Origin of the sequence: Nocardia sp. NPDC056952 (assembly GCF_042674185.1) — a bacterium.
In the GTDB taxonomy this organism is placed as follows: Bacteria; Actinomycetota; Actinomycetes; order Mycobacteriales; family Mycobacteriaceae; genus Nocardia.
This window is the reverse complement of record NZ_JBHURA010000001.1, coordinates 339712-360281: the sequence shown is the minus strand read 5'-3', so window position 1 is coordinate 360281 and position 20570 is coordinate 339712. Positions and strand designations below refer to the sequence as shown.

Here is a 20570-nt window from a genome sequence, read left to right as displayed (position 1 = left end):
TTCCGTACCTTGATGGTCGTTCGACATAACACCCTCCTGCTGTCGATATTCGACCATAGCGTTCGAAAATCCCTGTGTCGCATCGACATTTGTCCGCAACCGGCGGGCAAATCAGCGAAAAAGATCAGCTGAGCACCGGTTCCGCGGGACCGGAGTGCGCGTACTCGGACAGGGCGGCGGCCAACGCGTGCGGCACGCGCGCGCGAACCCGGGTACCGCCCTCCTCGTGCTCGGCGGTGACGATCCGGCCGTCCGCGTGGATGCGGGCGAGCAGGTCGCCACGGCTGTAGGGCAGCAGCACACTGACGTCGACGTCGAGTCCGCCGAGCACCTCCGAGAGCCGCTCACGCAACTCTTCCACGCCCGCGCCGGTCTGGGCGGAGACGAACGCCGCCTGCGGCAGCATGCCGCGCAACCGGGTGAGCTCGTTCGGGTCGGCGGCGTCGATCTTGTTGACCACCAGCAGTTCCGGCGGCGCGGGCGTGCCCTGCTCCCTGATCACATCGGTGATCACCTCGCGGACCGCCTTGATCTGTTCGAGCGGCAGCGGGTCGGCGCCGTCGACGACGTGCAGCAGCAGATCGGCGCCGGTGACCTCTTCCAGGGTCGAGCGGAAGGCCTCGACCAGCTGGGTCGGCAGGTGACGGACGAAACCGACGGTGTCGGTGAACACCATCTCGCGGCCGTCGTCGAGCGCGGCCCGGCGGGTGGTCGGGTCCAGGGTGGCGAACAGCGCGTCCTGCACGAGCAGACCCGCGCCGGTGAGCGCGTTCATCAGACTGGACTTGCCCGCGTTGGTGTAGCCGACGATCGCGATCGAGGGCACCCCGCTCTCGGTGCGGCGCGCGCGCATGGTGTCGCGGGCGGTCTTCATCTCCCGGATCTCGCGGCGCAGTTTGGCCATCCGTTCGCGGATGCGGCGACGATCGGTTTCGATCTTCGTCTCACCGGGACCACGGGTGCCCACGCCACCGCCGGCGCCGCCCGCCCGGCCACCGGCCTGACGAGACATCGACTCACCCCAGCCGCGCAGGCGCGGCAGCATGTACTCCATCTGCGCCAGCGCGACCTGGGCCTTGCCCTCGCGAGAGGTGGCGTGCTGGGCGAAGATGTCGAGGATCAGCGCGGTGCGGTCGATGACCTTCACCTTGACGACCTTCTCCAGCGCGGTGAGCTGCGCGGGCGTGAGTTCACCGTCGCAGATCACCGTGTCGGCGCCGGTGTCGAGAACGACCGTGCGCAGCTCTTCGGCCTTGCCGGAGCCGATGTAGGTGGCCGGGTCGGGCTTGTCGCGGCGCTGGATCAGCCCCTCGAGCACCTCCGAGCCCGCCGTCTCGGCGAGCGCGGCCAGTTCCACCATGCTCCCCTCGGCCTGGACCGAACTACCGCTGGTCCAGACACCGACCAGCACCACGCGCTCGAGGCGTAGCTGGCGGTACTCGACCTCGGTGATGTCGGTGAGCTCGGTGGACAGCCCGGCGACGCGTCGCAGCGACGTGCGCTCGTCGAGCTGCATCTCGCCGACGGTCGGATCGGCCGCCCAACCGGGCTGTTTCATGCGGGCCGCGTGGCGGGCCAGCGCATCATCGACGTCACCGCGATCGGCGGCCACGTCGGGATCGGCCGCGGTGGTGTGCTCGGCCGATGTGGATTCTGTGGGTTCTACTGGTTTCGTCATACGCTCTCTATGCTGCCACGTCCGGGTGACAGCGTGCACGCGGTTATCGGTGCTACTGCGCGTCCCACCAGGACTGCGACAGACTTCCCGAGGCCACCAGTACCGAGGGACCGCGCAACCAGGCACGCCCGTCGGCGATCCCGACACGCACCTGCCCGCCCGGCACACGCACGGTGACCTCGCCGGATTCGGTGCCGATCGACACACCGGCGGCGGTCAGCGCGGCAGCGGCGGCGGCCACGGTGCCGGTGCCACAGGAACGGGTTTCGCCGACGCCGCGTTCGTACACGCGCATGTCGACGGTGTTGTCCGCGTCGAGCGCGGTGAGGATCTCGACGTTCACCCCGTGCGGGAACAGGTCGGGGTCGAAGCCCGGGGAAACGCTCAGGTCGAGTTTGGCGAGCGCGTCGACGGTCAGACTGTCGTCGACGCAGGCCAGATGCGGATTGCCGACATCGATGCCGATGCCGGCCAGTGCCCAGCCCGCCAGGGTCGCGGTGGACGGGCCGAGTTCGCGGACGACGCCCATGTCCACCGTCACCTCACCGTCGGTCCGGCCGGCGGCGTGCACCACGACCGGACGGGCGCCCGCACGGCTGCCGACGACGTACTCGGTGCGCTGTTCGAGCCCGGTGGCATTGAGGTAGTGCGCGAAGACCCGCACTCCGTTGCCACACATCTCGGCGATCGACCCGTCACCGTTGCGGTAGTCCATGAACCAGTCGTCGGCGCCGACGCCCTCCGGCAGCGCTTCCAGCACACCGGCGGCGAGCAACGCACCGGCCTTCGCCACGCGCAACACGCCGTCGGCGCCGAGGCCACGCTGCCGGTCGCACAGTGCGGCGACGCGGTCGGCCGTCAGGTCGAGGCGCACCTCGAGGTCGGGCAGCACCACGAAGTCGTTCTGGGTGCCGTGGCCCTTGCTGAATTCGATGTCGGACACGTCCGTCATTCTCCTCTGCGCCGTCGACGGTTTCACTACCGGGCGAAGGTACGCCGCTGCCGGGCGATCTCGTAGAGGCTGATCGCCCCCGCCGACGGCGCGCCGAGTGAACTGGCGGTGCCGCCCATCGGGATGGTGACCAGGTCGTCGCACGCGTCGGCCCAGGCCGAGCTCATGCCGGTGGTCTCGTTGCCGACGACCAGGATCGTCGCCTCGGTGAAGTCGTGGTCGTAGATTGTGCCCGGCGCGTGTTCATCGGTGCCGACGATGCGGGTGGGGATGCCGCGCGCCGCCTGGCGGTCCCGGAATTCGAGCACCTGCCCGGGGCCCGCCGCGCGCAGCACCGGCACGGCGAACAGCGAGCCGGTCGAGGCGCGCACGGCCTGCGGGTCGAACTGGTCGGCGCCGTGGCCGGTCACGATCACCCCGGACGCGCCGAACGCATCGGCCGAGCGGATCAGGGTGCCGAGGTTGCCGGGCGAGTTCGGGCGATCGAACACGACGACCACCGGAGCGTCCTCCCCCGGCTCACCGGGTGCGTAGTCGGCCAGGTCAGGGTGTCGCGACACCGCGACCGCCACGATCTCCGGTGCGCTCGCCGCCTTCTCCCCCAACTCCGCCATGAGCTCGGGCACGAGGCCCACCTGCGGCACGTCGGCGGTGTCGAGGATCTCGCGCGCCCAGCTCGACAGCTCGGGGCCACCGAGCCGGTAGAGCATGGTTTCCAGCGGCCAGTCATTGGCCAGCGCCTGCGTGATCGGGCGCACGCCTTGCACGAGGAACCGGCCGTCACGATGACGTTTTGTCCGGTTGTTGAGGTATGCCTGCCACACCTGCACCGAGGCGTTGCGGGTACTCACTCGTCGCGTCACTGCGCTGTCCGTCCTATCGGGTCGGTGTTCGCTGGGGAGAGCAGGGCCAGCGCGGTCGCGGCGAGCTCGGGATCGGCACCGTCTACCCAGGAGACCCTGGGGTCACGGCGGAACCACGACCGCTGCCGTCGCACGTAGCGGCGGGTGCCGATCAGGGTGCGTTCGCGGGCGTGGTCGAGGTCGTATTCGTCGTCGAGGTAGGCCAGCACCTGGGCGTAGCCGATCGCGCGGCGGGCGGTCTGGCCTTCGCGCAGGCCCCGGTCGATCAGTCCGCGGACCTCGTCGACCAGACCGTGTTCGAACATCAGGGCGGTGCGGGTCTCGATGCGGGCATCGAGGGCGGCGGTCTCCCGGTCGACGCCGAGAATCGCGGCGTTCCAGCGCGGGGCGCCGATGGTCGGGGCCGAGGCGGCGAACGGGCGACCGGTCAGCTCGACCACCTCGAGCGCGCGCACCATACGGCGGCCGTCGGTGGGCAGAATGGTCGCCGCGGCGACCGGGTCGGCCTCCCGCAACGCCGCGTGCAGCGCCTGCACCCCGCCCTCCGCCAGGAGCGCTTCCCAGCGGGCGCGGACCTCGGGGTCGGTGGCCGGGAAATCCCACTCGTCGAGCAGCGCCTGCACGTACATCATCGAACCGCCGACGATGACCGGGGTCTTTCCGCGCGCCATGATGTCCTCGACGACGGCGCGGGCCGCGCTCTGGTAGGCGGCGACGGTCGCGGTCTCGGTGACGTCGAGCACGTCGAGCAGGTGGTGCGGGATGCCACGTCGCTGGTCGGGCGGCAGTTTCGCGGTGCCGACGTCCATTCCGCGATAGAGCTGCATCGCGTCGATGTTGACGATCTCGCCGCCGAGTTCGGTGGCGAGATCGAGGGCGAGGTCGGATTTCCCGGTGGCGGTGGGGCCGACGACCGCGATCGGTCTGCTCGTCACTCGTCGATCCTTTCCCGTCCACCCGGTTGCCACACGCTCACGTCGTAGCCGACGCCATAGGGTGCGCCCTGGTACAGGGTACGGACCCGCGGATCGGCCGAATCGGCGGCGAACAGACCGCCGAGGACCTGGTAGGCGGCGCGTCCCTCGACGAGCAGCGCCGCACACAGTTCCGGGTCGAGCGCGGCCAGACCGGCCCGCGAACCCGTGCGCAGCGCCGCGTCGAGGTCGTGCTGAACAGCGGTGGCCCGCTCGTCGAGATAGCCGGGCGACTTGACCGTCAACGTCGCGGCACCGTCCGCGACGACGAGCACCGCGCACGGGTCCTGCTCGCTGTCCAGCTCGGCGCGCAACGCGGCGCCCGCCGCGGCACACTCGGCGGCCGACGTGCCCGCGGCGAACAGCCGGGCCCGCACCGAGATCCGCGGCGCGGCCTGCTCCCGCAACCATCCGGCGACCAGTACCGGAAGGGGAAGCTGAGCGTCTGCTGGACCGGCGTCCTCGCCCGCCGGACCGAGCCCGACGACGACATCGGCGCCGAACCCACGGAAGGTCCCCCGGGTCGCCGAACCGTAGGTCAGGTCATGGCTACCGACCCCGACGACGACCCACCGGCCCGCGGCCTCGGCGAGGGCCGCGGCGGCGTCGAGGGCGGCCGCGCGCAGCACCACGGTCGGATCGTCGGGATCGCTGCCGGACACCGGGACTCGCCCACACAGTTCGGGCACCAGCATCGGCGGCGACGGGACCAGGGCCGCTATCGAGAACACGCGGTAACCGTAGCCGCAGCGCGCACCGGGGCCCACATCCGGCGCGGCGCGGGCGCGCGGCGGTCTGCGAGTGTCCGGCGTAGTGATGCCCGCCGAGATTGCTAGTGTTTTCAGGTGCGACTACCCACGTCGTCCGGGACGAAATCCCAGGAAATCCGCTATTCGATCCTCCGGATCGATGGTTTCCGCGGCTCGAACCGGGTTCAATGGGATGTGCTAGGGCGTAACCAGGCAGCCGTGACGCGCGGCAGGGACGGAGAGCAATGACCGACAGCAACGGAACCGCGAAGCCCACCCCAGGTCCGGCCCCGCGACCGTCCGGTACCCCCAAGCCCGGCGGGAATGCTCCGCGTCCGCCGAAACCCCATGCCGTGAAACCGGCGCCGGGCCCCGATCAACCGCATCCGCACGCCGTGATCGTGCCGAGTGCCACCGACCCGAGCAAGTGGGGCCGGGTCGACGAAGACGGCACCGCGTGGGTGCGGACCGCGGAGGGCGAACGGATCGTCGGCTCCTGGCAGGCGGGCGACGTCGCCGAGGGCTTGGCGCACTTCGGCCGCCGCTTCGACGATCTGGCGACCGAGGTCGCGCTGCTCGAGGCCAGGCTGGCCGCGGGGGCCGACGCCCGCAAGACCAAGGCCGCCGCGCTGGCACTGGCCGAGACGCTGCCGACGGCGGCCGTCATCGGCGATATCGACGGCCTCGCCGCCCGGCTACAGGTCATCACCGAACACTCCGAGGAAGCCGCCGCGCACGCCAAGGAGGAGAAGGACCGCGCCCGCCACGAGCACACCGAGCGCAAGGAAGCCCTCGCCGCCGAGGCCGAGCAGATCGCCGCCGAATCCACCCAGTGGAAGGCCGCGGGCGACCGGCTGCGCGAGATCCTCGACGAGTGGAAGTCGATCCGCGGGGTCGACCGCAAGGTCGACGACGCGCTGTGGAAGCGCTATTCCAAGGCCCGTGAGGCGTTCAACCGCCGGCGCGGCGCCCACTTCGCCGACCTCGACCGCGAACGCGCCACCGCCAAGACGCGCAAGGAAGAGCTGTGCGTGCGCGCCGAGGAGCTGGCCGACTCCACCGACTGGACCGGCACCGCCGCGGTGTTCCGCGACCTGCTCACCGAGTGGAAGGCCGCGGGCCGGGCACCGCGCGAGGCCGACGAGTCGCTGTGGCGACGGTTCAAGAGCGCCCAGGATGTGTTCTTCGCCGCCCGCAACGCGGCGGTCAGCGAGCGCGACGCCGAGTTCGATCACAACGCCGCCGCCAAGCTGGAACTGCTGGCGGCCTACGAGCACATCGACCCGGCCAACGGTGTGGACGCCGCCCGCAACGCGCTGCGCGAGCTGCAGGACAAGTGGGACGCCATCGGCAAGGTCCCCCGCGAGCGCATGCAGGAGCTCGAAGCCAAGCTGCGCGCCATCGAGAAGCGGGTTCGCGACGCGGCCGATCAGCAGTGGCGTCGTTCCGATCCCGAGGCCGTCGCGCGGGCCGCACAGTTCCGCGAGCGGGTGGCCCAGTTCGAGGAGCAGGCCGCCAAGGCCACCGCGGCGGGCAAGAAGCGCGATGCGGAGAAGGCGCTCGAGCAGGCACAGCAGTGGCGCGAATGGGCCGAAGCAGCAGAGGGCGCGGTCAGCAATCTCTGAGTGAGACAGAAAGAAACCCCCGACCGATCCGGTCGGGGGTTTTCTTGTCTCGCAGGACTATTCGCCGCTTAGTCGCTTGCGGTCGCGATCTTCGGCTTCGCGGGCCGCCGTGCGGCGCTGTTCCTCCGCGGCGAGTTGCACGGCGGTGCGACTCCACACCACACGAACCCAGTGGAAGGTGAGCACCATGATCGCGAGGGTGCCCAGGATCAGGCCGATCCCCGGACCCGCGCCCTGATAGTTGCCGAGACCGGGGGTCTGGCGGTGCCAGATCGAGAGCACACCGAACACCGAGCCGACGGCCGACCCCGCGCAGGCGACCCAGGCCAGTATCCAGCGACGGGTGGTCAGCGCCAGCAGCGAGAAGCCGACACCGAAGACGATGACCAGCCACACGAAGATCCGCGACGGCAAGCCGATGTGTTCGACCCCCGCCGCGTCGGTGTCGAGCAGCACATCGAAGCCGCGCGCCGTACCCGCGGTCGGTAGGACCAGCGAGATCAGCAGCGCGAAGACCGCGCCCGCCACCACCAGCGCTCGCGCGCCGGGGTCGATCTCACCGGCGATGCGGCGCTCGACCGCGTCGAGTTCACCGCGGAATTGTTCGAAATCCTCGTCGTTGCGCGCCGGGTTCACCGCGTGTCCGCTCCTGTCCACAGGCTGGTCGTTGGCGGGTCCCACTGTGCCATCACCGGACGCGCCGTTCGCATCCGACCCACTACGACCGGTAGTAGATTCGTCGTCGCTCACGACGAGCACCCCGTCGAACAGCCGCTCTCGACCGTCTCGATGACCGGTGCGCCGATCCGGGGCAACCCGAGCCCGACACCGATCGGCGCCGTTTTGGGCGTGATTCCACGTTCGTGCGCGTCACCGGCGGCAGTGCGCCGATGCGACTTCACCGCGCTGTCGGCGATGAGATGGTGCGGCGCCGCCTCGGTGATGTCGACGGTGACGACGTCGCCCGGCCGGATGCCGGTCACCTCGCCGGGCCGGAAGTGCACCAGCCTGCCGTCGCGCGCACGACCGCTCATCCGCGCGGTCACCGCGTTCTTCTTGCCCGCGCCCTCGGCGACGAGCAGTTCCACCTCGGTGCCGATGAGCGCCTGGTTGTTCTCCCAGGAGACCTGGTCCTGCAAGGCGATCAGGCGTTCGAAGCGTTCCTGCACGACCTGCTTGGGCAGCTGGTCGGGCAGGTCGGCGGCCGGAGTTCCGGGACGCTTGGAGTACTGGAAGGTGTAGGCGCTGGTGAAGCGGGCCCGGCGGACCACGTCGAGGGTCTCGAGGAAGTCCTCCTCGGTCTCGCCGGGGAAGCCCACGATGATGTCGGTGGTGATCGACGCGTGCGGCATCGCGGCGCGCACCTTGTCGATGATGCCGAGGAAACGCTCCTTGCGGTAGGAACGGCGCATCGCTTTCAGCACCCGATCCGAACCCGATTGCAGCGGCATGTGCAGCTGCGGGCAGACGTTCGGGGTGGCCGCCATCGCCTCGATGACATCGTCGGTGAACTCCGCGGGGTGCGGGGAGGTGAACCGCACGCGTTCGAGGCCCTCTATCTGTCCGGTCGCACGCAGCAGCTGCGCGAACGCGCCGCGGTCGCGCGGCTGCGCGGGATCGACGAAGTTCACGCCATAGGAATTGACGTTCTGTCCGAGCAGGGTCACTTCCAGCACGCCCTGGTCGACCAGCGCCTGCACCTCGGCGAGCACGTCTCCGGGACGGCGATCCACTTCCTTGCCGCGCAGCGAGGGCACGATGCAGAACGTGCAGGTGTTGTTGCAGCCCACCGAGATCGACACCCAGCCCGCGTACGCCGACTCCCGCTTGGCGGGCAGCGTCGAGGGGAACGCCTCGAGCGATTCGAGGATCTCCACCTGCGCCTGCTCGTTGTGGCGGGCCCGCTCGAGCAGCACCGGCAGCGAACCGATGTTGTGGGTGCCGAACACCACGTCGACCCACGGCGCCTTGCGCACCACGGTCTCGCGGTCCTTCTGCGCCAGGCAGCCGCCGACGGCGATCTGCATGCCGGGGCGCCCCTGCTTGACCGGGACCAGCTGACCGAGGGTGCCGTAGAGCTTGTTGTCGGCGTTCTCGCGCACCGCGCAGGTGTTGAACACCATCAGATCGGGCGTCTCGCCGGTGGCGGCCTTGATATAGCCCGCGTCCTCGAGCAGCCCGGACAGGCGTTCGGAGTCGTGCACGTTCATCTGGCAGCCGAATGTGCGAACCTCATAGCTGCGCTGCGCCACAGAGCTGTGCTGCGTCGCGCCCTCAGTCGCGTCCTGAACCGTCGAATCCACCTGTCCAGGGTACGGGCAGCCCCGAGTGTGATGCGCGTCACGGTTGCGTTCGCACGATAATACGCAAAGGTAACGGGCAGCCGCCGGGTTACCAGCAGGTGTCGTTTCGGCGTGCCGTCACGGCATGTCTTCGAAAGCCGGGCAATTCTCCAGAATGGACATAAGGTTTCTGACCATGACCGACGACGCCGCACCCGCGAACGGGAACGCCGACGCCGCAGCCACCACCGCTGCTCCGCCGATGATCTCGATGCGCAACGTGGACAAACACTTCGGTGAGCTCCATGTCCTGCGCGATATCCACCTCGAAGTGCCCCGTGGGCAGGTCGTGATCGTCCTGGGCCCGTCGGGTTCGGGGAAATCCACCCTGTGCCGCACGATCAATCGCCTCGAACCGATCGACTCCGGTGACATCGCCATCGACGGCGTCGCACTGCCCGACGAGGGCAAAGCTCTCGCCGCGCTGCGCGCCGAGGTGGGCATGGTGTTCCAGTCGTTCAACCTGTTCGCGCACAAGACCATCCTCGAGAACGTGATGCTGGCGCCGACGAAGGTCCGTGGGAAGAAGAAGGAAGAGGCGCGCAAGCACGCCCTCGCCCTGCTCGAGCGGGTCGGCATCGCCAACCAGGCCGACAAGTACCCGGCCCAGCTCTCGGGCGGCCAGCAGCAGCGCGTGGCGATCGCCCGCTCACTGGCCATGGATCCCAAGGTCATGCTGTTCGACGAGCCGACCTCGGCGCTGGACCCCGAGATGGTCAACGAGGTGCTGGACGTGATGGTGGCCCTCGCCAAGGAAGGCATGACCATGCTCGTGGTCACCCACGAGATGGGCTTCGCGCGCCGAGCGGGCGACCGCGTGCTGTTCATGGCCGACGGTGAGATCGTCGAAGACGCCGCGCCCGAAACATTCTTCACCGCACCGAAATCCGAACGCGCCAGGGACTTCCTGGGCAAGATTCTCAGCCACTGACTCGCAGCACCATTGTCACAAGGAGAAGGAAACCCCATGAGGATCAATCGTGCGATGCGCGTCGGAATCGGCGCAGCGGCACTGGCATTGGCAGCCACCGTCACCGCGGGTTGTGGTGGCGGTAGCGACAAGTCCGCCCTCGAGAACGCCCAGGACGGCAAGCTGACCATCGGCATCAAGTTCGATCAGCCGGGTCTGGGTCTGCGCAACACCGACGGCACCTACAGCGGCTTCGACGTCGACGTCGCCAAGTACGTCGCCGACAAGCTCGGGGTGAAGCCGGAGAACGTCACCTTCAAGGAATCGCCGTCGGCGCAGCGCGAGACGCTGATCGAGAACGGCCAGGTCGACCTCGTCGTGGCCACCTACTCGATCAACGACAAGCGCAAGGAGAAGGTCGATTTCGGCGGCCCGTACTACATCGCGGGCCAGGACCTGCTGGTGCCCGCCGCCAACACCGACATCACCGGCCCCGACTCCCTCGCGGGCAAGAAGGTCTGCTCGGTGAAGGGCTCCACCCCGGCCCAGAACATCGAGAAGAACTACCCGCAGGCGCAGCTGCAGACCTACGACACCTATTCGCTGTGCATCGAGGCGATGCGTAGCGGCGCGATCGACGCGGTCACCACCGACAACGTCATCCTCGCCGGTTACGCGGCGCAGTCGCCGGGCACCTTCAAGCTGGTGAACAAGACCTTCACCACCGAGAAGTACGGCATCGGCCTGAAGAAGGGCGATTCGGAGCTGCGCGGCAAGGTCAACGACGCCATCCAGGCGATGATCGATGACGGTTCGTGGAAGGCCGCGCAGGAGAAGAACTTCGCGGGTACCGGTATCGCGGTGCCCGCACCGCCGACCATCGACCGCTACTGATCAACCACTGACCATCGGTGGCCCGGGGTTTCCCGGGTCACCGATGCGGTGTTGTCCTGCTGGCTTTCACACCGATCGGAGGACGCGCGTCCGTGTTCGACCTGATCTCGAGGTATGACAACCAAATCCTCGATGCGTTCTGGGTAACCATCAAACTCACCTTCTTCTCGGCGATCGGTGCGCTCGTCATCGGTACCGTCGTCGCCGGCATGCGCGTATCCCCGATTCCGGTCGCGCGCTGGGTCGGCGCGGCGTATGTGGCGGTCTTCCGCAACACTCCGCTCACCCTGATCCTGGTATTCACCTCGCTCGGCCTGTACAGCACCCTCGGGTGGAAACTCGGCAGTGACGAGATCAAGGTCATCAACTATCGCTGGGCGATCATCGGGCTGAGCGTCTACACCGCCGCCTTCGTCTGCGAATCGCTGCGTTCGGGCATCAACACCGTCGCGCTCGGCCAGTCCGAAGCGGGCCGGTCGCTGGGCTTCGGATTCGCCCAGAACCTGCGGTTGATCGTGCTGCCCCAAGCCTTCCGGGCCGTCATCGCACCCCTGGGCAGTGTGCTGATCGCGCTGACCAAGAATTCGACGGTCGCCTCCGTCATCGGCGTCGCCGAAGCCGCGTACCTGATGGGCGCGATGATCGAGAACGAAGCCGCCATTCTCACCATCGGTGCGATCTTCGCGCTCGGCTTCGTCGTCCTCACCCTGCCGACCGGGCTGTTGTTCGGCTGGCTGGCCAAGCGATACGAGGTGGCACGATGAGCGGCGCTTCGGTTCTGTTCGACGCTCCGGGGCCCCGCGCGCGGCTGCGTCACAACCTGTACTCGGTTCTGGTCGTCGTCGTGCTGGTGGGCGCGGGCTGGTGGCTCTACGACGCGTTCGCCGACAAGGGCCAGTTCACCGCGGCCAAGTGGAAGCCGTTCCTCGAGTCCGAGATCTGGGAAACCTATCTCCTGCCCGGTCTGGAAGGCACCCTCACCGCCGCCGTGATCTCGATCATCGGCTCGGTGTTGTTCGGCATGATCTTCGGGATCCTGCGCCTGTCGGACCACGCGTGGGTGCGCTGGGTCGCGGGCACGATCGTCGAGCTCGCCAGGGCGATCCCGGTGCTGATCCTGATGATCTTCCTGTTCGCGGTGTTCGGCGACTACGACCTGTTCCCGTCCGATCAGCTGGCGCTGGCCGCGGTGGTCATCGCGCTGATCATCTACAACTCCGCGGTCATCGCCGAGATCGTGCGCGCGGGCATCAAGTCCCTGCCCAAGGGACAAACCGAAGCCGCCGTGGCGCTGGGTCTGCGCAAGAACCAGCTCATGCGGCTGATCCTGCTGCCGCAGGCCATCACGGCCATGCTGCCCGCACTGGTCTCGCAGATGGTCGTTGTCCTCAAGGACACCGCGCTGGGCTACCAGATCACCTACGTGGAGCTGGTGCGGTCGGGTCAGCAAGAAGGCGCGTCGTTGCAGAACACGATCCCCGCGCTGATCGTCATCGCGCTGATCATGATCTCGCTCAACATGGCGCTGAGCTTCCTGGCCACCACACTGGAAAAGCGGTTGCGGTCGCGGAAGAAGAGCGGTGGCGCGGTGCTGGCCGCCGACTCGATCCTCGCCGACGCCGCACCCGGCGTGGACATCACCAAGAAGTAGTCCCACACACGACAATCGGGGCCCGATCCGTCCGGATCGGGCCCCGATTGTCGTTTCCTAGTCCTCGCCGATGAGGCCGAATTCGCGGAGCAGCGGCCCGATCTCGGTGTCGTCGAGCTTCTTCAGCAGTCGATTGCGGACGAACTCCGGTCCGGGCAGGCTCATCTCCTCGCCGTCGCGCAACTTGCTGGTCGCCGCCAGGAGCGAGCGGATGTCGTAGGTGGAGCCGAAGACCTCCGGCACGCCCCGCTCGACACCGAGCAGCGTGTAGGCCGCCTCCATACCGGTGCGCACCGAGTACTCGGTGGTGAAGATGCAGTCGCGGGTGGTCTCCGCGAACTGGCCGATGAAGGCGAAGTTCACCGCGCCCGCGGGCACCACATCGGGGCGGTCACCGGCCTGGCGTGGCATGAAGAACGCGGTGACATACGGCATCATCACCGGGACGCACGTCGCGGCGTCCGCGGCCATCTCCGGGATCTCGGCTTCGGGAACACCCAGGTGGTACAGCCATTCCTGGGTGATCTCCGCGCCCGTGCAGTCCTGCATCGACTTCTTCACGAAATCGCCGGGACGGTCGACGAACAGCGCGTAGACCCACACCACGATCTGGTCGGCGGGCTGGTGCTTGAAGTGCGGCTGCCGGTTCACCGTCCAGCTCATCAGCCAGGACGAGTCCTTCGCCGTCACGATGCCGCCGGTGACCACGTTGCCGCTGAACGGGTCTCGCTTGCAGATCTTCTGGATGTAGCGGGGAATGCGTTCGTCGAGGGTGGTGACCGTGGCCGACTCCCACTTGGTCTCCGGGATGTGGCCGCCGAAGACCTCCGGTTGGCCGAACGCGGGGTCCTTGGCGGCGATGCGCCGCCACAGATCCCAGGCCGGGGCAGGTCCCTCGTCGAGCTGGGCGGGAGTGTGCTGATCGCCCTCGTTCGAGTTCTCGGTGAGCGAGCCGATGGTGACGAACAACAGGTCGTCCGCGGTCAGGTCGACCCCGCCCTCGACCCCTTCGGACACCCAGTGCAACCGGGTGGCCTGCTTGCGCGGCCCGCTGATGTCGAAGTCGACGTCGGTGACCTCGGTGTCGAAGCGGAATCGCACACCCTGGTCGAGCAGCCACCGGTACAGCGGCAGCACCAGCGACTCGTACTGGTTGTATTTGGTGAACTTCAACGCGGAGAAGTCGGGCAGGCCACCGATGTGGTGGATGAACCGGTGCAGGTACAGCTTCATCTCCAGCGCGCTGTGCCATTCCTCGAACGCGAACATGGTGCGCCAGTACAGCCAGAAGTTGCTCGCCAGGAAGTCCGGGCCGAACACCTCGTCGATGCGCTTGTTCTCCATCTGCTCGCGGGTGGCGAGGAACACCTTCACGATGTCCTTCTGCGCGCGATCGGTGAGGGTGAACAAGCCGTCGGTATGCGCGTCCTGGCCCCGTTTCACGGTGGCCCGCTGCAGGGAGAAGTTCGGGTCGTCCTTGTTGAGCCAGTAGAACTCGTCGAGCACGCTGGCGCCCTCGATCTCGATCGACGGCACCGAACGATAGAGGTCCCACAGGCATTCGAAGTGGTTCTCCATCTCGCGTCCGCCGCGAATGACGAAACCCTTCTTCGGTTCCCTGATGCCGTCGAGCGCGCCACCGGGCAAGGCCAGCCGCTCCAGCACGGTGATCTTGTCGGCCGCCAGCTGCCCGTCCCTGATGAGGAATGCCGCGCCGGAGAGCGAGGCCAGCCCGGCACCGACGAACCAGGCCGATTTGCGGTCCACCCCTTCGGGTTTGCGCGGCCGGGCGAACGCTTCGTAATTGCCACTGCTGTAGTACATCCGTCTCCTCTGTCCGTTCCGGAAAGTCGAGCGGGACTATTCGCTGTAGCGGTAGAACCCCTCTCCTGTGGCGGCACCGAGCTTGCCCTTGTCGATGTAGTTCTCCTTGAGCCAGGCCGCGAGCTTCTTGTGGGCGTCGCTGCCGTTGATCAGGATGTTGTACGGAGTGGTCAGGCCGACGATGTCGAGGATCTGGAACGGGCCCATGGGCGCGCCGGTGGCGATGCGCCAGGTCTCGTCGACCGCGGCGGGTTCGGCGTATCCGCCCGCGGCGAGCTCGATTCCGGAATTCAGGAACGGCACCAGCAGCGAGTTGAGAACGTAACCCGCCTTCTCCTTGTGCAATTCGATCGGCACCATGCCGATGGCCTTCGCGAACTCGACCACGGCGGCGAACACCGCCGGATCGGTCCGTTCGGTGCCCATCACCTCGGCGGTGTTGAACTTCCAGACGTGGTTGGCGAAGTGCAGCGCCAGGAACCGATCGGGGCGCCCGGTGTAGTCGACGATGTCGCTGGGCAGCAGCGTCGAGGAATTCGTCGCGAACACGGTGCGTTCGGGCGCGAGCGCACCGAGCTTGCCGTACAGGTCGCGCTTGATCTCGAGTACCTCCGGCACCGCCTCGATGATGAGGTCCGCCTCGGCCGCCGCGGTGGCCAGGTCGGTGGTCAGGGTGATGCGCGCCGCGGTCGCCGCGGTGTTGCTCGCATCGGCGCCTGCCACGTCCTGCTGATACACCGCGGCGAGTCCATCGAATCGGGTGCGTGCGGCGGTGAGCGCCGCGTCGTCGATGTCGTAGGCGGTGACGTCGAACCCGTGGAAGGCGGTCTGGAACGCGATCTGGGATCCGAGCACCCCCGTCCCGAGGACTGTCACCTTGCGGAATTCGATGGTCATGCGTCAGCCTCCCAGTCTGGACGCGGGCACCCCCACCGCTGCGCGTCCTGGTTTCCGGTGTCTCTACCGCCGTCCATCATGGACCGAGAAGCTGAGGCGTTGGTGTGAGCGACCCACGCGTTCCGGACATGTCGGGCAGATGCTGGTAACAGTTCGGCAAACCGGCACAGCGGGTCAGCCGGCGGTGACGAGGCCCTCGGCGACCATCCAGTCACGGGCGACATCGGCGGGTTCACGACCGTCGATGTCGACCTGACGGTTGAGTTCGGTGATCACCTCGTTGGTGAGGCGGGCAGAGATCGGTGCCATCACCTGTACGACCTGGGGGTGCGCGTCGGCGAAGTCGCGGTGCATGACCAGCGATGCGTTGTACTTCGGGAAGAAGGCCTTGTCGTCTTCGAGGAGCACCAGTTCGAGCGCGGGGATGCGGCCGTCGGTGGCCGCGACCGAGCCGAAGCGGCACTGCTTCGCGTCGGCGGTGGCCTGGTAGACGAGCGCGTCCTGGACGATCTGGCGCTGGGCCTTGCCCTGGTCGATCCCATAGGCGGCGGCCAGACCGGGATAGCCGTCCGGGCGGACGTTGAACTCGGTGCCGACACAGGTGGCCGCCGCGCCTGGATCTTTCGCGAGGAGTTTCGCGTAGTCCGAGAGCGTGCGCACGCCGGTTTCCTCGGCGGTGCCCTTGCTCGTAACGAGGGCGTAGGTGTTGTTCATCGGCGCCATCGCCGCCCAGACCATGTTGTGTTCGGCCAGGTCGGCGTCACGGACCGCGTCGAACTGCGCCGCCTCGGTCGGGATCGGCTTCTCCTTGCCGAGGTAGTTGATCCAGCCGGTGCCGGTGTAGTCGTAGGCGATGTCGATCTGGCCGTTCAGTTGCGCGTCGCGCAGGCTGTTGGAGCCTTGGATATTGGTCAGGTCACGCACATTCGCGCCCGCGGCCGTCAAGGCGAATTCGATCATGAAGCCGAGGATGTTGGCCTCGGTGAAGTCCTTGGAGCCCACCGTCACCGCGACACCGTCGAGTTCTGGCACCGGCCCGATACTGCCCGGTCCCACGGGCAGCGGCACCGAACCGCCCGACTGCAGACCACAGCTCGCGAGCACCAGCACGCTCAGGACCGGGGCCAGCCCGCGCAACAATCCGGTGAATCTCACCGCAACCCCCTCGGACCGAGGAACTGTTCGGCCAGTGCGCCCAGCCAGTCGACGAACAGCGCCAGCGCGACGGCGAGCACCGCGCCGAGCGTCAGGGTCACGGTGTCGCGCAGTTTGTAGCCGGTGTCGATGAGAATGCCGAGTCCACCCGCGCTCACCATGAACGACAGGGTGGCGGTGCCGACGGCCAGCACCAACGACGTCCGCAGGCCCGCCAGGATGTAGGGCACCGCGAGCGGGAACTCGATGCGGCGCAACACGAGTCCCGCCGACATGCCCTGCCCCCGGCCCGCATCGATCAGGGCGGGGTCGACCTCCTGGTAGCCCAGGATCGTATTGCGCAGCACCGGCAGCAGCGAGCAGAACGCGATCGGCGCGACACCCACCCAGAACCCGGTGGTGCGGGTGACCAGGTAGCACAGCACGATCAGCCCGATCGCCGGAGCCGATGCGCCGATATTGGCGACGCCGACGAAAATTGGTGCCAGACGGCGGAATCGGGACCTGGTGAGCACTGTCCCGAGCGGCACGGCCAGCACCACGACGATGAGCACGACCGCCGCCGTGATCAAGATGTGCTGCCAGGTCACCTGGGCGACATTGCTCACGCTGATGCTGGCCTGCTGGGTGACGGTGAGATCGCGCCGGAACGCCCAGACCAGCACCCCCACGGTGAGGATCAGCACGAGCACCGGCTGAGCCAGCAGGCGGAGGTATTCCGCGCGCCGCTGGGTAGCTGGGGCAGCGGTCGCGGCGGGGACGTCGACGATCGAACGTGAATGGGTGGCGACAGAATTCGTCACGATATCGATCTCCTCACCCGGTCCGATTCGACCAGTGACCGTAGCGCTGACCACTGTGCTCCGACACCACGGACTCCCGGGATCGGGTTGGTTCGGCTCGCCGACACCGAACCAGCGAGAACCAGCCACACCCTGTGTGGACCACGATCATGCGCGGCACAGCCCGCGGGCACCGCAGGTTCGTAGGAGGCCGGCCATCGGTGCGATGCGGTCGTCATGCCGGCGCCGATTCGGTGGCGGCGAGGTGGTTGATAAGGGTATCGACGGTGACTGTTCCGGCGTAGGTCCCGGTGTTGTCGACGACGACGGCGGAGGCGGTGCGTTCGGTGAGCAGCGCGGCCAGCGCGTCTTGCAGAGTGGCGTCGGCGGGGAGGGTGGTGCCGATCGGGGTGCCGAGGTCGCGCGGCGAATCCGCGTGGGCGAGTTCGCCGGTCGTCACGCGCCGGAGCGGGCGGCGCTGGGCGTCGAGGACGATGCCCCAGGTGCGGTCCGCGTCACGCAGGGCAGCGGTGAAGACCGCGGGGGTGGTGTCGTCGGTGGCGGTGATGCCCTGGTCCAGGTCGAGGTCGGCGAGGACGGTGAGGCCGAGGCGGTCGATGGTGGCGGTCGCGCCGACGAACCCGGCGACCGTCTCGTCGGCGGGGGCCGCCAGGATCGCGGCGGGGGTGTCGTATTGCAGGATGCGGGATCGGTCGCCGAGGACGGCGATGCGATCGCCCAGCTTCACCGCTTCCCCGAAGTCGTGGGTGACGAAGACGATGGTCTTGCCGAGTTCGCTTTGCAGACGAAGCAATTCGTCCTGCAGCAGCCCCCGGGTGATCGGATCGACCGCGCCGAAGGGTTCGTCCATGAGCAGCACGGGCGGGTCGGCCGCCAGCGCTCTGGCCACGCCGACGCGCTGCTGCTGTCCACCGGAGAGCTGGCGGGGGTAGCGGTTGCGGTAGGTGTCGGGGTCGAGGCCGACGAGGGTGAGCATCTCGTCGGTGCGCTCGGCGGTGCGGCGGCGGTCCCAGCCGAGCAGGCCGGGCACCGTGGCGATGTTCTTGGCGACGGTCATGTGCGGGAACAGCCCGGCCTGCTGGATCGAATAGCCGATGCCGCGGCGCAATTCGTCGGCGTCGATCGCGCCCGCATCGCGGCCACCGATGGTGACGGTGCCCGAGGTGGGTTCGATCAGCCGGTTGATCATCCGCATGGTGGTGGTCTTGCCGCAGCCGGACGGGCCGACCAGCACCACGATCTCCCCGGCCGGGATGGTCATGGAGACCTCCTCGACCGCGGGTTCGGGCTGTTCGGGATAGCGTTTGGTGACCCGGTCGAGGACGATCTCGACCCCGGAGACCGCGGAAGCGCTTGTCGCCTTGGTGGTTTCGATGTCAGTCACGAATTCCCCTCGGAATAGTGAGCCGTCCGAGCAGAACCAGGACGCCGTCGAGTGCGAGTGCGAGCACGACGATGAGGACGGTGCCGGTGAGTGCCTGCGGCACCGCGTTCGGGCTGCCGAGGCGGGAGAGTCCGGAGAAGATCACGTTGCCGAGGCCGGGCCCCTTCGCGTAGGCCGCCAGCGCCAGGATGCCCATGATCATCTGGGTGCTGACCCGCATTCCGGTGAGAATGGACGGCCAGGCCAGCGGCAGTTCGATCTTGGTCAGCAGGCGCAACCGGTTCATCCCGACACCGCGCGCGGCATCGGTCACCGCCGGATCCACCGACGACAACCCGAGCACCGTGTTCCGCAGGATCGGCAACAGCGCGTAGAGCACCAGGGCCACGATCGTCGGCCCGACACCGAGCCCGAGAAACGGAATCAGCAACCCGAGCAACGCGAACGAGGGCACCGTCAGAATCGCCCCCGCCATCGCGGTAGCGGCAGCTGACCCGAGCGGACTTCGATACACGAGTATCCCGAGTGCCACGGCGATCACGGTCGCCAGCACCAGCGACTGCACCACCGCCGACACATGCAGATAGGAATCGACCAGCAATTGCTCCCGCCGGTTCACCACGAACGACCACAACGCGTCCAGAGTCCACCTCCCCGTCGTTCGGCGGCCGCCTACGGCCCTGCTCCCCGGATTTCCCACCCCGAACCGGGTGAAACATCCCGTCCCCACATCCGCATCGTCACCGATGCGGCGAATCAGCCTGCGCTGAACCAGGTTTCGCCAAGCGTGATCATCTTACGCGCCGCGTACAGCCCTCGCGGCAGTTCGGCGCTTGTCTCCGCAGTCGAAAACCTTGTCGCACCACGGCCTACTCCGAGCCCCCGCGATACTTTTGGAACGGGTCGGCGCGTAGTGCCGCGTCCATGCGGACCTCACTGATCCGCCTGCGACAGTTCCGCTTTCACCACCGTGAAGGCCGTCGACGCGCTGTAGCCGCGGCGGGCGAGCATGTCGACCAGGCGTCGCGTCGCCTTGGTGCGGTCCAGATCGGCGGGCATGGAACGGAGTTTGCGCCGAACCAGGTCGATCGCGGCCTGTTCGTCGCCGGGAGTCGGGCGCGAAGGGCGGGCGCTGTCCGCTTCGTCCGTCTCATCGACGGTTTCGTCGGCACCCGAAAGACCAGCACCGCGCGGCAGCGAACGGCGTGTCTGCCACGAGCCACCTGCCGCGTCGGCAGGCGGCGCCTGCTCGCCCGCGCCGGCAGCACGGGTGGGCCGGGGCGCGGTGCGTTCGAACCCTGCTTCGTCCAACTCGGCGGTGACGACGGCGAAGGCGGTGGATTGGTCGTAGCCGCGGCGGGCGAGCATGCCGACGAGGCGGCGGACCGCCTTGTCGCGTTCTATCTCCCGGGGAAGAGTGCGCAGTTTTCGGCGGACCAGGTCGGCGGCGCGAGCGTTTTCGGCGTCGTCGGTGACCATCGACAACGCCTCTTCCGCGTCGCCCGGGGCGACGCCCTTCTCGCGCAGCTCACGTTGGAGAGCCTTCTTACCCCGGCCGGAGTAGGTGTGCCGTTCGTGGACCCACTGTTCAGCGAACGAGGCGTCGTTGATCAGGCCGATTTCGGTGAACCGTTCGAGTGCGGCCTCGGTCACCTCGACGCGGAACCCCTTCTCGCCGAGTCGTTTCTCCAGTTCGGCGCGGCTGCGAGCACGCACCGAGAGCAATCGCAGGCACACGTCCTTGGCCTGTTCCAGGGTCGCATCGGGACGGTCGCCCGGGGCGAGCCGGCGTGCGCCGGCCCGCCTGTCGGGCTCTCCCGGCTGGGATCCGGCCGCCACCGGATCCGCCTGCCGTCCGTCGTCACCACC

The 20570-nt window shown here is 68.0% G+C and carries 18 protein-coding genes and 2 pseudogenes; 5 read left to right on the top strand and 15 right to left on the bottom strand.

The window, feature by feature from the left end; genetic code table 11:
- Nucleotides 1-124 precede the first annotated feature (124 nt).
- The 5 genes from hflX to ACFTS5_RS01605 form a co-directional block, all read right to left on the bottom strand.
- The gene (hflX, locus tag ACFTS5_RS01625; protein WP_378628273.1) at nucleotides 125-1558 is read right to left on the bottom strand and encodes a GTPase HflX; all 1434 of its coding nucleotides are present in this window, start codon (nucleotides 1556-1558) and stop codon (nucleotides 125-127) included.
- Nucleotides 1559-1730: 172 nt separating this feature from the next.
- Nucleotides 1731-2612 carry a diaminopimelate epimerase gene (gene dapF, locus ACFTS5_RS01620; protein WP_378628272.1) on the bottom strand — a complete coding sequence of 294 codons (882 nt, stop codon included), beginning with the start codon at nucleotides 2610-2612 and terminating at the stop codon, nucleotides 1731-1733.
- Between the two features lie 44 nt (nucleotides 2613-2656).
- Nucleotides 2657-3493 (bottom strand): TrmH family RNA methyltransferase, encoded by an 837-nt coding sequence (locus ACFTS5_RS01615; RefSeq protein WP_378626618.1) that lies wholly within the window; start codon nucleotides 3491-3493, stop codon nucleotides 2657-2659.
- Nucleotides 3490-4428 (bottom strand): tRNA (adenosine(37)-N6)-dimethylallyltransferase MiaA, encoded by a 939-nt coding sequence (gene miaA / locus ACFTS5_RS01610; protein WP_378626617.1) that lies wholly within the window; start codon nucleotides 4426-4428, stop codon nucleotides 3490-3492. Before miaA ends, ACFTS5_RS01615 begins: the two co-directional genes overlap by 4 nt.
- Nucleotides 4425-5198, bottom strand: coding sequence for a hypothetical protein (locus ACFTS5_RS01605; protein WP_378626616.1), 774 nt, complete (start codon nucleotides 5196-5198; stop codon nucleotides 4425-4427). Before ACFTS5_RS01605 ends, miaA begins: the two co-directional genes overlap by 4 nt.
- Nucleotides 5199-5461: 263 nt before the next feature.
- On the opposite strand from ACFTS5_RS01605, the gene ACFTS5_RS01600 reads away from it, so the two are divergent.
- Nucleotides 5462-6841 carry a DUF349 domain-containing protein gene (locus tag ACFTS5_RS01600; protein WP_378626615.1) on the top strand — a complete coding sequence of 460 codons (1380 nt, stop codon included), beginning with the start codon at nucleotides 5462-5464 and terminating at the stop codon, nucleotides 6839-6841.
- 57 nt (nucleotides 6842-6898) lie between these two features.
- Here ACFTS5_RS01600 and ACFTS5_RS01595 read toward each other — a convergent pair whose 3' ends face one another.
- Entirely contained in the window at nucleotides 6899-7498 is a 600-nt protein-coding gene (locus ACFTS5_RS01595; RefSeq protein WP_378626613.1) for a hypothetical protein, read from the bottom strand.
- Between the two features lie 89 nt (nucleotides 7499-7587).
- Nucleotides 7588-9144 (bottom strand): tRNA (N6-isopentenyl adenosine(37)-C2)-methylthiotransferase MiaB, encoded by a 1557-nt coding sequence (gene miaB, locus ACFTS5_RS01590; protein WP_378626611.1) that lies wholly within the window; start codon nucleotides 9142-9144, stop codon nucleotides 7588-7590.
- A 241-nt stretch (nucleotides 9145-9385) separates the two neighbouring features.
- Between miaB and ACFTS5_RS01585 the strand changes: the two genes are divergently transcribed.
- The 4 genes from ACFTS5_RS01585 (at nucleotide 9386) to ACFTS5_RS01570 (ending at nucleotide 12638) form a co-directional block, all read left to right on the top strand.
- Nucleotides 9386-10114 carry an amino acid ABC transporter ATP-binding protein gene (locus ACFTS5_RS01585; protein WP_378628270.1) on the top strand — a complete coding sequence of 243 codons (729 nt, stop codon included), beginning with the start codon at nucleotides 9386-9388 and terminating at the stop codon, nucleotides 10112-10114.
- Nucleotides 10115-10150: 36 nt separating this feature from the next.
- Nucleotides 10151-10987 (top strand): glutamate ABC transporter substrate-binding protein, encoded by an 837-nt coding sequence (locus ACFTS5_RS01580; protein ID WP_378626610.1) that lies wholly within the window; start codon nucleotides 10151-10153, stop codon nucleotides 10985-10987.
- Nucleotides 10988-11079: 92 nt separating this feature from the next.
- Nucleotides 11080-11751 (top strand): amino acid ABC transporter permease, encoded by a 672-nt coding sequence (locus ACFTS5_RS01575; protein WP_378626608.1) that lies wholly within the window; start codon nucleotides 11080-11082, stop codon nucleotides 11749-11751.
- Nucleotides 11748-12638, top strand: a complete 891-nt coding sequence (locus ACFTS5_RS01570) for an amino acid ABC transporter permease (RefSeq protein WP_378626607.1) — start codon at nucleotides 11748-11750, stop codon at nucleotides 12636-12638. The genes ACFTS5_RS01575 and ACFTS5_RS01570 overlap by 4 nt, the downstream gene beginning before the upstream one ends.
- 57 nt (nucleotides 12639-12695) lie before the next feature.
- On the opposite strand, the gene ACFTS5_RS01565 is transcribed toward ACFTS5_RS01570, so the two are convergent.
- The 8 genes and pseudogenes from ACFTS5_RS01565 to ACFTS5_RS01530 form a co-directional block, all read right to left on the bottom strand.
- The gene (locus ACFTS5_RS01565) at nucleotides 12696-14462 is read right to left on the bottom strand and encodes an oleate hydratase (RefSeq protein WP_378626606.1); all 1767 of its coding nucleotides are present in this window, start codon (nucleotides 14460-14462) and stop codon (nucleotides 12696-12698) included.
- 36 nt (nucleotides 14463-14498) lie between these two features.
- Nucleotides 14499-15359 (bottom strand): 3-hydroxyacyl-CoA dehydrogenase, encoded by an 861-nt coding sequence (locus ACFTS5_RS01560; RefSeq protein WP_378626605.1) that lies wholly within the window; start codon nucleotides 15357-15359, stop codon nucleotides 14499-14501.
- Between the two features lie 174 nt (nucleotides 15360-15533).
- A complete protein-coding gene (locus ACFTS5_RS01555; RefSeq protein ID WP_378626602.1) occupies nucleotides 15534-16514 on the bottom strand; it encodes a glycine betaine ABC transporter substrate-binding protein in 981 nt (326 codons plus the stop codon).
- Nucleotides 16511-17284 carry an ABC transporter permease gene (locus tag ACFTS5_RS01550; RefSeq protein ID WP_378628267.1) on the bottom strand — a complete coding sequence of 258 codons (774 nt, stop codon included), beginning with the start codon at nucleotides 17282-17284 and terminating at the stop codon, nucleotides 16511-16513. The genes ACFTS5_RS01555 and ACFTS5_RS01550 overlap by 4 nt, the downstream gene beginning before the upstream one ends.
- A 247-nt stretch (nucleotides 17285-17531) precedes the next feature.
- Complete coding sequence (locus ACFTS5_RS01545) at nucleotides 17532-18701, bottom strand: ABC transporter ATP-binding protein (protein ID WP_378626601.1); 1170 nt, start codon at nucleotides 18699-18701, stop codon at nucleotides 17532-17534.
- Nucleotides 18694-19344 (bottom strand): ABC transporter permease, encoded by a 651-nt coding sequence (locus tag ACFTS5_RS01540; RefSeq protein WP_378628265.1) that lies wholly within the window; start codon nucleotides 19342-19344, stop codon nucleotides 18694-18696. The genes ACFTS5_RS01545 and ACFTS5_RS01540 overlap by 8 nt, the downstream gene beginning before the upstream one ends.
- Before the next feature lie 290 nt (nucleotides 19345-19634).
- Nucleotides 19635-19793: pseudogene (locus tag ACFTS5_RS01535) on the bottom strand (recombination regulator RecX); the annotation flags it as partial.
- A gap of 216 nt (nucleotides 19794-20009) precedes the next feature.
- Nucleotides 20010-20540, bottom strand: a pseudogene (locus ACFTS5_RS01530) (regulatory protein RecX); the annotation flags it as partial.
- Nucleotides 20541-20570 lie beyond the last annotated feature (30 nt).